Consider the following 15,904-nt stretch of genomic DNA (forward strand, 5'->3'; position numbering starts at 1 on the left):
GAGCTAAGTATTTCTATCTATTTTTGACAAAAATTATAATACATGCCAGGATTTGAGTTTTTCGGAGACGAAGAGAGAAAAGAAGTAAATGATGTGTTGAACACGGGGATTCTAATGCGCTATGGTTTCGATGGTATGAGACAGGGCCACTGGAAAGCCAAAGAATTAGAGAAGGCTATTACTGAGACTTTCGGTGTTAGACATGCTCAATTAACATCTAGTGGAACAACAGCCCTTAGCACAGCTATGGCTGTTATGGGAGTTGGACATGGAGATGAAGTGATAATGCCTACTTTCACTTTTGTAGCCAGCTTTGAAGCTATTATTGCTGCTGGTGCAATTCCAATACTAGTTGATATTGATGAAACGCTTTGCTTAGACCCTAAAGCCGTAGAAGCTGCTATTACCCCTAGAACCAAAATGGTAATGCCTGTTCATATGTGTGGCTCTATGGCTCAGATGGACGAACTTCAGGCAATCTGTAAGAAACACAATCTACTTTTATTAGAAGATGCTTGCCAAGCCATTGGAGGTACTTTTAATGGGCAGAAGCTCGGAACCATTGGAGATGGCGGCACTTTCTCATTCGACTTTGTAAAAACCATTACCTGTGGTGAGGGTGGTGCATTCTTAACCAACAATGAAGAATACTTTCTCAACGCGGACCATTACACCGACCACGGCCACGACCATATTGGCACCGATAGAGGTGCCGAAAGTCATCCATTCTTAGGTTATAACTTTAGAATTTCTGAGCTGCACGCTGCTGTTGGGCTTGGTCAAATCCGTAAGCTCGACAAAATCTTAGAAACGCAGAAGAAGCACAATGCCATCATTAAGGCTGCTTTAGAGAAAGTTGAAGGCATTACTTTTAGAAAAATCCCTGATCCGCAAGGTGATAATGCTTCTTTCCTATCCTTCTTCCTCCCTACTGAAGAATTGGCAAGAAAGGCGCACAAAGCACTTCTAGCCAACGGGCTTGGTGGAAATTTCTATTGGTTCGATAACAACTGGCATTATATTAAAAAGTGGGATCACCTGAAGAACGCTACTTCCCTATTCCCATTAAACCCAACATTAGTTCAGGCAATTGAAGAAACAGATTTCAACTCATTCGCTCAATCTGATACAGTAATGGGTAGAACTATATCATCATTAATCAACTTAAACTGGACGGAAGAACAAGCTAAAGAGAGAGCCTCTAAAATGGCTGAAACCATTCAATCGGTATTATAATGAAAGCAGTTGCATTGATTCCTGCCCGATACGATGCCACACGTTTCCCCGGTAAACTAATGGCAAAACTAGGCTCAAAGTCTGTGATTTTGAGAACCTACGAGTCAACGGTGAATACTGGTTTGTTTGAAGAAGTTTACGTAGTCACTGACTCAGACATCATATTTGAGGAGATTACGGCAAGTGGTGGCAAAGCCATAAAGAGTCAAAAAGAGCATGAATGTGGCAGTGATAGAATTGCCGAAGCCGCAGAAAAGATAGAGGCCGATATTATAGTAAATGTTCAGGGAGACGAACCATTTACCAAAAAAGAGCCATTGGTTAAGCTGCTCGAAGTTTTTGAAGGAGAAGATGCCAAAGAGATTGATTTAGCTTCTCTTATGCAGGTACTTACTAAGGTAAATCAGATTGAAGACCCAAACTATGTGAAGGTGGTGGTAGACCAAAATAACTTCGCCATGTTCTTTTCTAGGTCTCCAATTCCTTACCCAAGAAATAAGGCAGCAAACGCCAAATACTACGAGCACATTGGTGTATATGCTTTCAGAAAGCAGGCTTTGCTCGACTTTTACAATACGCCTATGACTATACTTGAAGACACTGAAAAAATTGAGTGCCTAAGGTATTTGGAAACAGGCAAAAAGATTAAAATGGTAGAAACAGAATATATGGGTATTGAAATAGATACTCCTGAAGATCTGGAGAATGCCAAAACATTTATTGAAGACTAATATGAAATTCAAGAATTTCCCAATGGTTAAAATGGTCGTTTACGGCAGAGGCTGTTTCGATCAAACCGCAGATATAATTAAACCACATAGAAAAGGAGACTATCCGTTTATCTACATTGTAGATGATGTGTTTAAAGACAAGCAAGAGCTAATTGGCCGAGTTCCCCTTTCAGGTACTGATAAAATTGTTTTTGCAAGTGCTGCCGATGAACCAAAAACCAAGCAAGTAGATGCAATTGCCAATGAGCTAAAAGACACTTACGGAGAAGTTTCTGGTGTAATAGGCATAGGTGGTGGAAGCATGCTAGATTTAGCCAAAGCTGTTTCGTTGATGATGACCAACCCTGGTTCTTCTGCAGATTATCAAGGCTGGGATTTGGTTAAAGTACCTGGCGCTTATCATGTTGGTATTCCTACACTCTCAGGTACTGGAGCTGAGGTCTCTAGAACTACAGTGCTTACTGGCCCAGAAAGAAAGCTGGGAATGAACTCAGACTACACGCCTTTCGATCAGATTGTGCTAGACCCTGAGTTGATTAAAAATGCTCCTAAAAACCAGAGGTTTTACACTGGTATGGATTGTTACATCCACTGTGTAGAATCTTTAACAGGAACTTACCTAAACACTTTTTCCCAATCTTACGGAGAGAAAGCTAATGAACTTTGTGAAGAGATTTTCCTAGAAAAAAATGAGTGGGACGATGACTCTGATGATAAGCTAATGATGGCTTCTTTTCATGGAGGAATGTCCATTGCCTATTCTCAAGTAGGTGTAGCACACGCTCTTTCTTATGGATTAAGCTTTTTACTAGGCACCAAGCACGGCATTGGGAACTGTATAGTTTTCGATCATCTTGAAGAGTTCTATCCTGATGGAGTTAAGAAGTTTAAGGAGATGGTAGATAAGCACGAAATCTACATTCCTAAAGGAATCTGTGCCGACCTTACCGATGCTCAGTTCGAGAAAATGATTGATGTAGCCATGTTCCTTGAACCACTTTGGGAAAATGCCCTTGGCAAAAACTGGAGAGAAACCATCACCAGAAAGAAACTTAGAGAAATGTACGAATTGATGTAAAAGTCAATTTTCAAGACATAAGGCAGTCAGCTCTCTTTGAGATGGCTGCCTTTTTTGTTTCAAACCTTTAAAAGGCCACACTTTAAGAACATATATTCTTAGGGAACACCTCTTCTCATTGGGCGGTTTCGCCCAATGAATAACAAAATCTAGTTTACTTCCCTCCTTTTTCTTAGTTTCAAAAGAATTATTTCGAAAAGAAATCTACAGATAATCATGAAACGCAGAAACTTTTTACAATCCGCAGCCTTAGCAGGCTCAGCTGCCTTAGTGGCACCTTCGGCTCTTGCTGAAGCAATGCGAAGAGAGAAAATCAAAGAGTTTGGTTTTCAGTCTTACACCGTCCGTGATTTTATTATGAAAGACATGGCTGGCACGCTAAAGCGACTCAGAAAAGCTGGCTACACCAACATGGAAGGCTTTAACTTTGGTGAAGGCAAACTACTCGGCAAGCCAATCGCTGAAGCCAAAGAAATCATCAGTGACAATAAAATCACACTCAAGAGCATTCACATAATGACACCAAACCTTGGTGACAACATGCAAAAAACCATTGATGATGCAGCAGAGCTCGGCACCGAATATTTGGTGTGCGCATACCTAATGCCTAACGAGAGAGAGTCAATTGACCAATACAAGGCACTATGTGAGCAGTTTAACACTTTTGGTGAAATGACTAAAAAGTCGGGAATCCAATTTGCTTATCACAACCACGATTTTGAGTTTCAGGAAATTGATGGCCAATTGCCGATGGATGTAATCCTAAAGGAAACTTCTTCAAGCAACGTCAAGATTGAACTAGACATTTACTGGGCTAGAAAAGCAGGCATCAACCCACTGACTTTCTTCAGAGATAACTCTGGCCGAGTTCCATTATGGCATGTGAAAGACCTTTCTTTAGACGAAGGGCAACCAATGACCGAGATTGGAAATGGCATTATAGACTGGAAACAGATCTTTGCTCACAAAAAAGACGCAGGGCTGAAGTACTTCTTCATTGAACAAGACGCCAACTTTGAGGTGGACTCTCTAACCAGTTTGGAGACCAGTATTCAACACCTCAAAAAACTGTCATATTAAAAAGATCAATTCATTATGAAATACAAAGGGCTACTTTCAGTAGCTCTTTGTATTTTAATTAATAAGTAAAACTCAGGTCAGCCAACCTACCGATGCACCTTAATTTCTAAGACTTTGTGATTAAGGTATTTATAGTAAATTACATTTTCAATTCAACCTTAATGAACGCTAAAAAAGTCTACTTCTGGTCTATAGCAGGAGCCCTTGCTGGTTTCCTCTTCGGTTTCGATACCATTGTAATCAACGGTGCAGAACAAGAGCTACAAGCTTTGTGGTCAACCTATACACTCAACGGCAGCAATGACCTTTTTCACGGTCTTATCGTTGTTGGTTCCGCGCTTTGGGGTACTGTTATAGGCGCTATGCTGGGAGGCATCCCAAACGACAAATTAGGTCGCAAGAAAACTCTTCTAATTATAGGAATCTTATATACTATCTCTGCACTAGGCTCGGCCATGGTGAGCGACCCTTGGCTGTTTGCTATATTCAGATTTATCGGTGGGCTTGGTGTTGGTGCTTCTACCATTGCCGCCCCTACGTTCGTATCGGAAATTGCCCCAGCACAAATGCGAGGCAGACTCGTTGCTCTGTATCAACTAAACATTGTTTTCGGTATACTTATAGCCTTTGTTTCTAATTACCTTATCGCTATAAATGTAGACACAGAAGCTTGGCGATGGATGATTGGTATTGAGGCTGTTCCAGCCCTAGCGTATACCCTTATAGTCTTGACTGTACCAAGAAGCCCTCGTTGGCTTATGCTAAAGAAAAACGATGAAGAAGGGGCACGAAAAATATTTGAATGCATTTACCCAGAAAATGAAGTGGAAGCTCAGCTTACCATTGTCCGTACATCTTCAGTTCAGAAGCATAGCACAGTAGAAAGCCTGTTTTCTTCTAAGTACAGAGTACCTTTAATGCTTGCATTTGCCATTGCATTCTTCAATCAGTTCAGTGGAATTAATGCATTGCTATACTACGCCAGAAGAATATTCTCAGAGGCAGGGTTGGGAGATGATGCCGTATTCTTGAGTACTGTTGGAGTTGGCATTGCCAATTTCATTTTCACCATAATAGGTGTACTTATTATAGACAGAGTAGGCAGAAAAAAGCTGATGTACATTGGTTCGTTTGGCTACATCATAACACTCGCTACTACTTCTTTGGCCTTTTTCAATGGGTGGTCTTCCATTATTCCTCCAGCGCTTTTTCTATTTATTGGAGCTCACGCCATTGGTCAAGGTGCGGTTATTTGGGTCTTTATATCTGAGATTTTCCCGAACCACCTGAGGTCAAAGGGTCAGTCATTCGGTTCCTCTGTTCACTGGTGGTTAGCGGCCATAATTCCAGCCATGGTTCCAGCTTTATTCACCTCTATTGGTGCAGGTTGGGTATTTGCCGTCTTCGCCATCTTTATGGTATTCCAACTTTTATTCGTTTGGAGGTTTATGCCTGAAACAAAAGGTAAATCACTAGAACAATTAGAGAAAGAACTAATCCGTCAATAATGAAAAAACTGTCCTTACTCCTTCTTACCATTCTAATACTCTCCTCTTGTAATCAAGAAAAGCAGAAAAAAGAGCAACAAGAAGAACTCTCTTTTCCTGACGACAAATTCAGGTCGCAAATTCACTTCACCCCAAAAGAAGCCTGGATGAACGACCCCAACGGGATGGTATATTACGATGGTGAATACCACCTTTTCTATCAATACTATCCTGACAGTACGGTGTGGGGACCAATGCATTGGGGGCATGCAGTAAGCCCAGACATGGTACATTGGAAACACTTACCTATAGCCCTTTACCCTGATGAATTAGGATATATATTCTCTGGTTCGGCAGTAGTTGACTGGAACAACACCAGTGGCTTTCAAACTGGAGAACACCCTCCCATGATTGCTATTTTTACTCATCATGAACCTGTTGGTGCTGAAGAAGAAGGCAACAACACCTATCAATATCAAAGCATAGCCTATAGCAATGACAAAGGTAGAACATGGACCAAGTATGAGGGTAATCCTGTAGTACCGAACCCTGGCATCAAAGATTTTCGCGACCCAAAAGTAATATGGCTCGAAGATTTCCAGCAGTGGTTAATGGTTTTTGCTGCACTTGATAGAGTGAAATTTTACACCTCTCCCAACTTAATAGACTGGAAATTTCAGAGTGACTTTGGAATGAATGATGGGTCTCACGGTGGTGTATGGGAATGCCCAGATCTTTTTCAGCTTCAGGTTGAAGGTAGCGAAGAAAAAAAATGGGTACTGTTGCTCAGTATTAATCCTGGAGGGCCAAATGGCGGTTCTGCTACCCAGTATTTTGTGGGAGACTTTGACGGAAAAACCTTTACCAACAGTCAAGACCCAAATGCAAGCCAGTGGCTAGACCATGGACCTGACAATTACGCTGGAGTTACTTGGAGCGATATTCCAGAAGAAGATGGTAGAAGGCTATTCTTAGGCTGGATGGGTAATTGGAATTATGCGCAAGTGGTTCCTACGGAAAAATGGCGCAGCGCGATGACCATTCCTAGAAGCCTCCACCTTACCAAAAATCAGACATCTGGAGTTTATACGGTAGCTTCTCGGCCAGTAAATGAATTAGCGAGTCTGCATACAAAATCGGTCGATTTTGAAAAGGGATCAGTTGATGCAGGCACCATGTTTTCCTTGATGAATACTGATGATCTAGGCTTGACCGTTCCCTTCAAGTCTGAATTCACTGTGAATACGTCTAATTTCCGCTTAGTCTTAGACAATCCAAAAACTCAAGAAGAGTTTGTATTTAGATTCCAAGACGGTACTGTGTATGGTAATCGCGCAAAATCAGGTTTAACGGATTTTGCAGATAATTTTGCTCACCAAGAAGCAACAGCACCATACCAGCAATTATTGAAAGAGAAAGAGTTGAAAGTTGAGTTTTTCGTAGATGAATCCTCTATTGAAATATTCTTAAATGAAGGCTCTGTAGTAATGACCGAAGTGTTCTTTCCTACCGAAGGTTTTACCCGAGCCTACCTGATTTCAGACGATAATCCACTAGAAATCAATAGCGCAAGAACTACTCAACTCAAAAGTATTTGGTAACCACCTATACCCTTTTTATTGTATCATTTTTATGGAATGGGTACTTTCCAACTTCAATCTTAATATATCAACCATGAAACAATTACTCAAACTTACTTTAGTAGCCTTGCTACTCTCACCGCTCAGCCTGCTGGCTCAGAAAAAAATTGTCGCACCAGAAAGCATAACGCTAGATGTTGGACAAAAAATGAAACTAGATATCTACGTAACAGAAGATGGCAAAAAATCTGACGAAACAGTTAGAGCGTTTTCAAGAGCTAGAAGAAGTCTTTATGTAGACGCTGACCTTATGGTTGAAGCTTTCAAGCCAGGTGAATATGAAGTTTTAGTAATTGGTGGCGGCTCGGTAGAAGACTACCCAGAAGGTAATAACCGTACCAGCATTAAGGTTTTGGTGAAGTATCCAGCAATCGCTGAGATAAAAGTAGAGGGCATTCCAAATAAAATCTATGCGGGAACTCCAGTACCGCTCAATTACACTGTTATTGATGAGGCCGGTCTAACCAGAGAAGATGTTCAGGTGACTTTCACTTCTAAGAACGAGAATATTGCTTCAGTATCAAGCTATGGCATCATCAACACCTTCAAAGAAGGTCGCGTTTCCATCACCGCAAAGGCAGAAGACATTGAAAATACTATCAACCTAAATGTGGTGAAAAACCCGATCACCAAAATTGAATTAACTGCCGATGGAGACCAAGCAAGAACTGGCGATGTTTTCCACTTTACAGCAAAAGCTATGGATGCAAAAGGCAATGTAATTGCCGATGCTCCTATCACCTATTCTTTCTATGGCGTTTCTGACGATGTAAGTCAAAGTGCTTCAGGGCTTATTAAGCAAGATGGAAGATTTGTTGCCGATGAGGCTGGAATCTATACCGTAACTGCTGCTGCAGGAGTTGCTTCAGCATCAAAAACGCTCAAGATTGTACCTAGAGATGTTCAAAGAAAAATTGAAATGGTTGGTCAAGGTTCTGTGAACGACAAACACACTTCAGATTTATGGATTTGGGAAGGTGTAGATGGAAGAGATTACGCAGTTACTGGAACTTGGGGTGCAGATGGTAAAGCCTATTTCTGGGACGTAACCGACCCTGCCAATATTTACAAAATAGATTCGGTACAGGTAGATGCTAGAACCGTGAACGATGTAAAAATTTCTGAAGATGGAACCATCTGTGTAATCAGTAGAGAAGGTGCTTCAAACAGAAAAAATGGCTTGGTAATCATTGATGTGAAGAATCCAAGAGACGTTCAAATTCTGTCTAGATTCGATGAAAACATGACTGGTGGTGTACACAACGTATTCATTTACCAAGACCATGTATATGCCCTAAGTGCTGGCCAAAAGTACTATGCTATCAATATTGAAGATCCTAAAAATCCGTATGCGGTTTCTAAGTTTGAATTAGACACTCCTGGTCATGCGATTCACGATGTTTGGGTAGAAGACGGAATTGCCTACAGCTCAAACTGGGCCGATGGTATTCAGTTAGTAGATGTTGGAAATGGAATAGCTGGTGGTTCTCCAAGTAACCCTGTTCAGTTTGCCAGTTATGCCTACCCTAACGGAGCTAACCATGCTTCTTTCCCATACAGAAGTAAGACAGGCAAGTTCTACGTTATTGGTGGTGACGAGATTTTCCCTTACGGCCTAAATACTGGCAAAGGCGGTGTTAACATGGCTGGTGGATATTTGCACATTGTAGACTTCACGGATCTTGAAAACCCTGAAGAAATTGCCAGAGTTGAAATTCCTTACGCTGGTTCTCACAACTACTGGATTGAAGATGACATCCTCTACGTAGCCTTCTATAATGCAGGAGTTAGAGTTTTCGATTTAAGTGGTGAATTAATGGGCGACTTAAGAAAGCAAGGAAGAGAAATAGCATGGTTTATTCCGAATGATGGCAACGGTTACACTGCCAATGCACCATTCACTTGGGGGGCACAGCTTCACAAAGGGCACATTTTCTTCTCTGACTGGAACAGTGGACTTTGGTCTGCCAAACTAGAGCCTGAAAAACCAAAAGAGACTCAAATTCAGTCGAAATAAGTCTGAAAATTAATATGTATTGATGTTGTGAAGTTGGCCATGAACCATCGGTCTTGGACTAATGACTAAGCACATCTCGCTCAGTGTCTCCCTTTAGGAGACACTGAGCGACAAATAATCAGAGTCCTCTTAAAGAGACTCTGATTGAGATTAAAAAACACTGATAATCGTTAACGGATAACCGATAACTAAAAAAATGAAAAAGCTTATTGTATTAATCTGTTTGCTGGCAGCCAGTTCACTATCTGCTCAAGACTATTACATCTATGTAACTGCAGAGTCTGAAGATGAAGTTTCTGTGGTAAAGTTTGATGGAAAGAAAGCTGAAACCATCAAGAACATACCTGTGGGGGTCTGGCCAGCAGAAATTGAAGGCCCGCACGGCATTACTGTAGACCCTGAAGGCGAGTATTGGTACTTAAGCCTGGCACATGGCAACCCATACGGCATGCTTTATAAGTTCAAAACCGGCACAGACGAAGTGGTTGGAACTACGCAACTTGGCCTCTTCCCTGCCTCTATGCAAATATCTCCTGTTACGGGTCTTCTTTACTGCGTAAACTTTAATCTGCATGGAGATATGGTACCAAGCACAGTATCGGTAGTAGATGTTGAATCTATGACTGAATTAGAGCAAATCACTACTGGAGCAATGCCTCACGGAAGTCGTTTATCTAGAGATGGCATGAAGCATTATTCTGTAGCAATGATGTCTGGTGAACTATTTGAAATTGATGCTTTGGACTTAAGAGTTTCGCGCCAGTTAGACCTAGACGAAGCCAGCAAAATGGTAGGCATGGATCATTCTAAGATGGATCACAGTCAAATGGGACATGATATGTCTGGAATGAAAAAACAAGAATCGATGGATCATTCAAAGTTGGATCATTCAAAAATGAATCATGACATGGGTGGCATGAAACATTCGGCTTTTAAACCAACATGGGTAAGCCCTCACCCTAGTAAAGACTTGGTTTATGTGGCAGGCAATGGTTCTGATGAGGTTTTGGAGATTGACACCAAATCTTGGAAAGCTACGCGCAAGTTCAAAACAGACAAAGGCCCATATAACATAGACCTCTCTCCTGACGGTAAATTTATGGTAGTGTCTTATAAGTCTGCAGCCAAGACAGGTATCTGGAATTTAGAAACAGGAGAAGAAGTAGCTAGGCTAGACAACAGCCAGAAAGTTACGCATGGTGTGGCCATTTCATCGGACTCAAAATATGCCTTTGTAAGTGTTGAAGGTATTGGCGATGCCCCTGGCATGGTGGATGTATTTGATTTACAAACGCTTAAGCTGATAGACACTGCTTATCTTGGAAAGCAAGCAGGAGGCATAGCTTTTTGGAAAATTGAGGACTGAAAAAAAAGTTGATATTTTTCTCTCAAAACGTTTTCAAATATAAGATCAAACACTACTTTTGTACTCCCAATTCAAGGATGGTCTATGGTGTAACTGGCAACACGTCTGATTTTGGTTCAGAAGAGTCTAGGTTCGAGCCCTAGTAGACCAACAAAAAGCTTCACAGAAATGTGGAGCTTTTTTTGTTTCGACTGATCAATAACTTCAAGAAACTCATCCTCGATTGTATCGAGGATACCCGAAAAGTCAGTTTATAACTGACACCCAACTCACCCACTAACGTTACTTAGCACCCTAATTTCCTATCCTGAGCGCAGCCGAATGATCTGCCCAATAAAGTCGACTAGCTGATTCCTCCTTTCCTCGGGATGAAAAAAGGCAGTTCATCAGTTATTCGAGCATCTTTGAACTTCGATTTCAATTGTATCGACCAGTTATGGCCACAAGTTTGTTAAAGGTTAGATCAACTCATCCTCGATTGTATCAAGGATACCCGAAAAGTCAGTTTATAACTGACACCCAACTCCCCCACTAACGTTACTAGTCCTAAATTCCCTATCCTGAGCGAAGCCGAAGGACCTGCCCAATAAAGTCGACTAGCTGATCCCTCCTTTCCTCGGGATGAAAAAAAGGTAGTTCATCAGTTATTCGAGCATCTTTGAACTTCGATTTCAATTGTATCGACCAATTATGGCCACAGGTTTGTTAAAGGTTAGACTCCACATCTCATTTCTCCCTATCTTCAGCAAATTTTCAATTATGAGGTTACTTTCATTTTTAGCGCTGCTCCTAATCGCCACTTCATCTTTCGCACAAGAATTTACACGTCAAGACTCGTTGCGTGGTACAATTACAGAAGAACGTAAATGGTGGGATTTAACCCATTACCATCTCAGTGTAGAAGTTTTACCCAATGAGAAGAGAATAACCGGAAGTAACACCATTCAATACAAAGTGCTAGAAGAGCACAACCTTATGCAAGTTGACCTTCAAGCTCCTCTTCAGATCACAAAGGTTATTCAGAATGGCCAAGAGCTGGACTTTAGCTCAGAGGGCAATGCCCACTTTATTCTTTTTACCGAGAAACAAACGCCAGGCTCGATCAATAAAGTTACTGTACACTATGAAGGCAAACCCAGAGAAGCAAGAAGAGCCCCTTGGGATGGTGGTTTCAGCTGGAAGAAAGACGCTAACGGAATGGATTTTATTGCCACCTCTTGCCAAGGTTTGGGTGCTTCTGTTTGGTGGCCTTGTAAAGACCATATGTATGACGAGGTAGACAGCATGGATATTAGTGTGGAAGTTCCAGAACATCTAGCCGATGTTTCTAATGGTCAGCTAGTGAAAATCGATAGAAATAGAAAGAAAAAAACCAGGACATTTCACTGGACAGTCAAAAACCCAATCAACAATTATGGAATCAATTTAAACATTGGAAACTACGTGAATTGGGAAGAAACTTACCAAGGCGAAAAAGGAGATTTACAGGTTAGCTATTGGGCACTTAAACCAGACGAAGCTAAGGCAAGAGAACAATTCAAAGAAGTACCTAGAATGCTAGAAGCCTTTGAACACTGGTTCGGAGCATATCCATTTTACGAAGACGGATTCAAACTTGTACAGGCTCCATACCTAGGCATGGAGCATCAAAGTTCAGTGACCTACGGAAACGGTTTTCAAAATGGCTATTTAGGTAGAGATTTAAGCTCTACTGGCTGGGGCTTGAAGTTCGATTTCATAATAGTTCATGAATCAGGCCATGAGTGGTTCGCTAACAATATTACCCATAAAGACATGGCCGATATGTGGATTCACGAAAGCTTCACCAACTATTCTGAAAGTCTGTTTTTAGACTATTTTTTCGGCAAAGAAGCAGGCCAAGAATACGTTAGAGGAACCAGAACAGCCATTGGAAACACACAACCCATGATTGGTCCATACGGAGTCAATTACCAAGACTACCCAGGTGACGTGTACTACAAAGGAGGCAACATGCTGAACACACTTAGAACCATTGTAAATGATGATGAGCAATGGAGAGGTGTACTCCGAGGGCTTGGAGAACAATTCTACCATAAAACGGTCCATACTTCAGATATTGAAAATTTCATAGCTGAATTTCTCAACCTAGATCTCACAGCATTTTTCAATCAATACTTGAGAGATAGAAGGGTACCCACATTGGAGTACTATTTTAAAGATGGTAAGCTATACCATCGCTGGATCAACTCTATCTCTTCATTCGATATGCCTGTTGACGTTACCGTTGGTCGTCAAAGCATTAGACTTACCCCAACTTCACGCTGGCAAAACCAAGAAGTAACAGGCAAAGAGCTGAAAGCAGACTTAAACTATTACATCGCAACACTTCAAAGCAGGTAAGAACTAATCAAGGGCAATTGATAAAATGGCAACACCCGAAGAACGACTTAAAGAACTAGGACTTATATTACCCGAAGTATCTACTCCTGGAGGGAGTTATGTTTCGGTAAATATCCGCGAGCAAATTGCCTATGTGGCCATTCAGTTCCCAATTCTGAACAAAGAGTATCTCTATCAAGGGCGCTTGGGAGAGTCAATTACAACAGAAGATGGTTACAAGGCCATGCAGCTATGTGCTCTAAACGTATTATCTCAAATAAAAGCGAAAGTAGGCTTCGACAGAGTTATCGGGCTTAATCAGTTTGATGCCTATTATCAGTCGGCAGAAGATTGGGACGATGCACCGAAAGTAGTGAATGGAGCATCTGATCTATTCGCGAAGGTTTTGGAAGAAAAAGGCACACATACTAGGGCTATTTTTGGCGTTCATAAGCTCCCACGAAACTTTTGCGTTGGCCTTACTGCTACTTTTACCATAGCGAAAACCCAATAAGACTCACATCCTAAATTGGAGGTAAAATCTGTTTTCGAGAAACAATTATAAATTCATTATTTTCCCTACCTTTGCAGCTCGAAAATTAGGCATTGTGAGTAATACATCCAGAGAACACAAAATTTTTGCAGGAAATGGTTCAGCAGACCTTGGGAAGAAGATCGGTGAGTTCTTCGGACAGGGATTAGGCGGAATAAAACTGCAAACATTCTCTGACGGAGAAATGGCTCCTTACTTCACTGAATCCATTCGTGGGGCAAACGTATTTTTGGTACAATCTACTATGGCACCAGCAGAAAACTTGTTGGAGCTATGTTTAATGATTGACGCTGCCAAAAGAGCCAGTGCTTATAAAGTAATTGCTGTACTTCCGTACTTCGGTTATGCCCGTCAGGACAGAAAAGACAAACCAAGAATAGCCATTGGTGCTAAATTGGTTGCCAACATTCTAACAGCTGCTGGTGCCGATAGAATTATGACTTGCGATTTACACGCTGGCCAGATTCAAGGCTTCTTTGACATTCCGGTAGACCATCTAGACGGTTCGGCCATATTTGTTCCTTACCTACGTAGTCTAAACCTAGACAACCTGCTTTTTGCTTCTCCAGATGTTGGAGGTGTGAAAAGAACTAGAGAGTTCGCGCAGCACTTTAATGCTGAAATGGTGGTGATTGATAAGCACCGTAAAAGACCAAATGAGGTTGCCGAAATGCGAATTATTGGTAGTGTAGAAGGCAAAAATGTAGTGCTTATAGATGACCTTGTAGATACAGGTGGCACGCTTTGTAAGGCTGCTAAAATCTGTATGGATGAAGGAGCAAAATCTGTAAGAGCAGTATGTACTCACCCAGTGCTTTCTGGCAAAGCCTATGAAAATATTGAAGGTTCTGTATTAGATGAATTGGTAGTAACCGATACTATTCCACTCAAGCAAGAGTCTTCTAAAATCCGTGTATTAACAGTGGCAGAGCTTTTCGCGAAAGCCATTAAGAACATCACCACGGATGGTTCAATTAGTCAATTATTTATTTAACAATTATATACAATGAGAGAAGTAGAGATTATAGGGTTTAAAAGAGCAAATCTCGGAAAAACTGAGTCTAACAGACTAAGAGCTGAAGGTAATGTACCAGGTGTTTTATATGGTGGCGATACGCAAGTGCATTTTTATGCTCCTGCTATTCAATTTAAGCCTGTATTGTACACTCCAGAAGCTTGTTTCATCAAGTTGAACATAGAGGGTGAAATCTATGAAACAATTATTCAAGAGTCGCAATGGCATCCAGTAAGTGAGGCTTTATTGCACGTAGACTTGCTACAATTGTTCAGAGGTACTCCTATTAAAATGAATATCCCTGTTAAAACTGTAGGAAATGCAGTTGGTGTTAAGAATGGTGGTACTTTAATTATTAAGAACCCTAAACTAGCCATCAAAGCGTTGCCTAAAGATATGCCAGAGGTAATCGAGATTGATGTAACTAACTTAAGAATTGGTAAGGCTATTAAAGTTGGTGAATTGCCAACAGAGAACTTCGAGTTCTTAACTAGCCCAATCGTAACAGTAGTGAACGTAGCTATTCCAAGAGCACTTAGAGGTAAATCTGCCGAAGAGCTTGAAGCTGCCGAAGCTGAAGATGATAGCGCTGAGTAATTCAGATAAAATCTTAGAAATGAATCCTGCTCAATTTTGGGCAGGATTTTTTATTTAATACCGTTCAAAGTTTAAAGTATAAATACTGACTGCTTACTTTGAGCATTGAAAACAAACTTGAAACTTAGATTTCATGAAATACCTCATCATCGGACTGGGGAATATAGGCCCCGAATATGAGCTTACGCGTCATAATATTGGCTTTCTAACGCTAGATCGTCTGGCAGACCAAAAAGGTGTCAACTTTGAAATGTCTCGCCTAGCTTATCATGCAGAAGCAAAGCACAAAGGCAGAACCATTCATATGATTAAGCCTACCACGTATATGAACCTAAGCGGCAAAGCCATGCGCCACTGGATGAATGAGCTAAACGTGTCAAAGGAAAACTGTCTAGTGATAGTAGATGATATTGCCATACCTTTCGGTAAGTTGAGAATGCGTGCAAAAGGCTCTAGTGCTGGCCACAACGGGCTCAAGAACATTGAAGATCTTACAGGTGGACAAAACTATCCTCGCCTTAAATTTGGTATTGGTGATGACTTTGCAAAAGGTCGACAAGTTGATTATGTACTAGGAAAATTCACACAGCAAGAATTTGATGAACTACCATTCGCCATGGATAAGGCTATTGACATGATTTATAGCTTCTGCACCATTGGCATCAGCAGAACCATGACAGAGTACAATGACTAGTTAGTTCTATGTTTCATGTTATAAGTTCAACGTTTGAACTTTGAACAAA

At 41.1% G+C, this 15,904-nt stretch carries 13 protein-coding genes and 1 tRNA gene; all 14 read left to right on the plus strand.

Features of this window, described 5'->3' with window-relative positions:
• Window positions 1-42 precede the first annotated feature (42 nt).
• The 14 genes from T7867_RS17635 (at window position 43) to pth (ending at window position 15,855) form a co-directional block, all read left to right on the plus strand.
• Entirely contained in the window at window positions 43-1,236 is a 1,194-nt protein-coding gene (locus tag T7867_RS17635) for a DegT/DnrJ/EryC1/StrS family aminotransferase (RefSeq protein ID WP_068221458.1), read from the plus strand.
• A complete protein-coding gene (gene kdsB / locus T7867_RS17640; protein WP_068221456.1) occupies window positions 1,236-1,967 on the plus strand; it encodes a 3-deoxy-manno-octulosonate cytidylyltransferase in 732 nt (243 codons plus the stop codon). Before T7867_RS17635 ends, kdsB begins: the two co-directional genes overlap by 1 nt.
• A 1-nt stretch (window position 1,968) precedes the next feature.
• Window positions 1,969-3,045, plus strand: a complete 1,077-nt coding sequence (locus T7867_RS17645) for an iron-containing alcohol dehydrogenase family protein (RefSeq protein ID WP_322299613.1) — start codon at window positions 1,969-1,971, stop codon at window positions 3,043-3,045.
• A gap of 216 nt (window positions 3,046-3,261) precedes the next feature.
• On the plus strand, window positions 3,262-4,125 hold the full coding sequence (locus T7867_RS17650) for a sugar phosphate isomerase/epimerase family protein (RefSeq protein WP_068221452.1): 864 nt from the start codon (window positions 3,262-3,264) through the stop codon (window positions 4,123-4,125).
• A 161-nt stretch (window positions 4,126-4,286) separates the two neighbouring features.
• Window positions 4,287-5,633 (plus strand): sugar porter family MFS transporter, encoded by a 1,347-nt coding sequence (locus T7867_RS17655; RefSeq protein WP_068221450.1) that lies wholly within the window; start codon window positions 4,287-4,289, stop codon window positions 5,631-5,633.
• Entirely contained in the window at window positions 5,633-7,213 is a 1,581-nt protein-coding gene (locus T7867_RS17660) for a glycoside hydrolase family 32 protein (RefSeq protein ID WP_322299614.1), read from the plus strand. Before T7867_RS17655 ends, T7867_RS17660 begins: the two co-directional genes overlap by 1 nt.
• Window positions 7,214-7,286: 73 nt before the next feature.
• Window positions 7,287-9,269 carry a hypothetical protein gene (locus tag T7867_RS17665; RefSeq protein ID WP_089082303.1) on the plus strand — a complete coding sequence of 661 codons (1,983 nt, stop codon included), beginning with the start codon at window positions 7,287-7,289 and terminating at the stop codon, window positions 9,267-9,269.
• Window positions 9,270-9,465: 196 nt separating this feature from the next.
• Complete coding sequence (locus tag T7867_RS17670; protein ID WP_068221446.1) at window positions 9,466-10,635, plus strand: YncE family protein; 1,170 nt, start codon at window positions 9,466-9,468, stop codon at window positions 10,633-10,635.
• 78 nt (window positions 10,636-10,713) lie between these two features.
• Window positions 10,714-10,786, plus strand: a tRNA-Gln gene (locus tag T7867_RS17675).
• Window positions 10,787-11,394: 608 nt separating this feature from the next.
• Window positions 11,395-13,017: a M1 family metallopeptidase gene (locus T7867_RS17680; protein ID WP_068224072.1), complete on the plus strand. Its 1,623-nt coding sequence runs from the start codon at window positions 11,395-11,397 to the stop codon at window positions 13,015-13,017.
• A 25-nt stretch (window positions 13,018-13,042) separates the two neighbouring features.
• Complete coding sequence (locus tag T7867_RS17685) at window positions 13,043-13,510, plus strand: RidA family protein (protein ID WP_068221444.1); 468 nt, start codon at window positions 13,043-13,045, stop codon at window positions 13,508-13,510.
• Between the two features lie 94 nt (window positions 13,511-13,604).
• A complete protein-coding gene (locus T7867_RS17690) occupies window positions 13,605-14,543 on the plus strand; it encodes a ribose-phosphate pyrophosphokinase (protein WP_068221441.1) in 939 nt (312 codons plus the stop codon).
• Window positions 14,544-14,555: 12 nt separating this feature from the next.
• Window positions 14,556-15,161: a 50S ribosomal protein L25/general stress protein Ctc gene (locus tag T7867_RS17695; RefSeq protein WP_068221439.1), complete on the plus strand. Its 606-nt coding sequence runs from the start codon at window positions 14,556-14,558 to the stop codon at window positions 15,159-15,161.
• Window positions 15,162-15,294: 133 nt separating this feature from the next.
• Window positions 15,295-15,855, plus strand: a complete 561-nt coding sequence (gene pth, locus T7867_RS17700; RefSeq protein WP_273277173.1) for an aminoacyl-tRNA hydrolase — start codon at window positions 15,295-15,297, stop codon at window positions 15,853-15,855.
• Window positions 15,856-15,904 lie beyond the last annotated feature (49 nt).

Source organism: Roseivirga spongicola (assembly GCF_034376045.1).
Lineage (GTDB): Bacteria > Bacteroidota > Bacteroidia > Cytophagales > Cyclobacteriaceae > Roseivirga > Roseivirga spongicola.

Bases quoted from the DNA above. Each gene is read 5' to 3' on its own strand.
- T7867_RS17635 (WP_068221458.1), top strand. From the start codon at position 43: ATGCCAGGATTTGAGTTTTTCGGAGACGAAGAGAGAAAAGAAGTAAAT.
- kdsB (WP_068221456.1), top strand. From the start codon at position 1,236: ATGAAAGCAGTTGCATTGATTCCTGCCCGATACGATGCCACACGTTTC.
- T7867_RS17645 (WP_322299613.1), top strand. From the start codon at position 1,969: ATGAAATTCAAGAATTTCCCAATGGTTAAAATGGTCGTTTACGGCAGA.
- T7867_RS17650 (WP_068221452.1), top strand. From the start codon at position 3,262: ATGAAACGCAGAAACTTTTTACAATCCGCAGCCTTAGCAGGCTCAGCT.
- T7867_RS17655 (WP_068221450.1), top strand. From the start codon at position 4,287: ATGAACGCTAAAAAAGTCTACTTCTGGTCTATAGCAGGAGCCCTTGCT.
- T7867_RS17660 (WP_322299614.1), top strand. From the start codon at position 5,633: ATGAAAAAACTGTCCTTACTCCTTCTTACCATTCTAATACTCTCCTCT.
- T7867_RS17665 (WP_089082303.1), top strand. From the start codon at position 7,287: ATGAAACAATTACTCAAACTTACTTTAGTAGCCTTGCTACTCTCACCG.
- T7867_RS17670 (WP_068221446.1), top strand. From the start codon at position 9,466: ATGAAAAAGCTTATTGTATTAATCTGTTTGCTGGCAGCCAGTTCACTA.
- T7867_RS17680 (WP_068224072.1), top strand. From the start codon at position 11,395: ATGAGGTTACTTTCATTTTTAGCGCTGCTCCTAATCGCCACTTCATCT.
- T7867_RS17685 (WP_068221444.1), top strand. From the start codon at position 13,043: ATGGCAACACCCGAAGAACGACTTAAAGAACTAGGACTTATATTACCC.
- T7867_RS17695 (WP_068221439.1), top strand. From the start codon at position 14,556: ATGAGAGAAGTAGAGATTATAGGGTTTAAAAGAGCAAATCTCGGAAAA.
- pth (WP_273277173.1), top strand. From the start codon at position 15,295: ATGAAATACCTCATCATCGGACTGGGGAATATAGGCCCCGAATATGAG.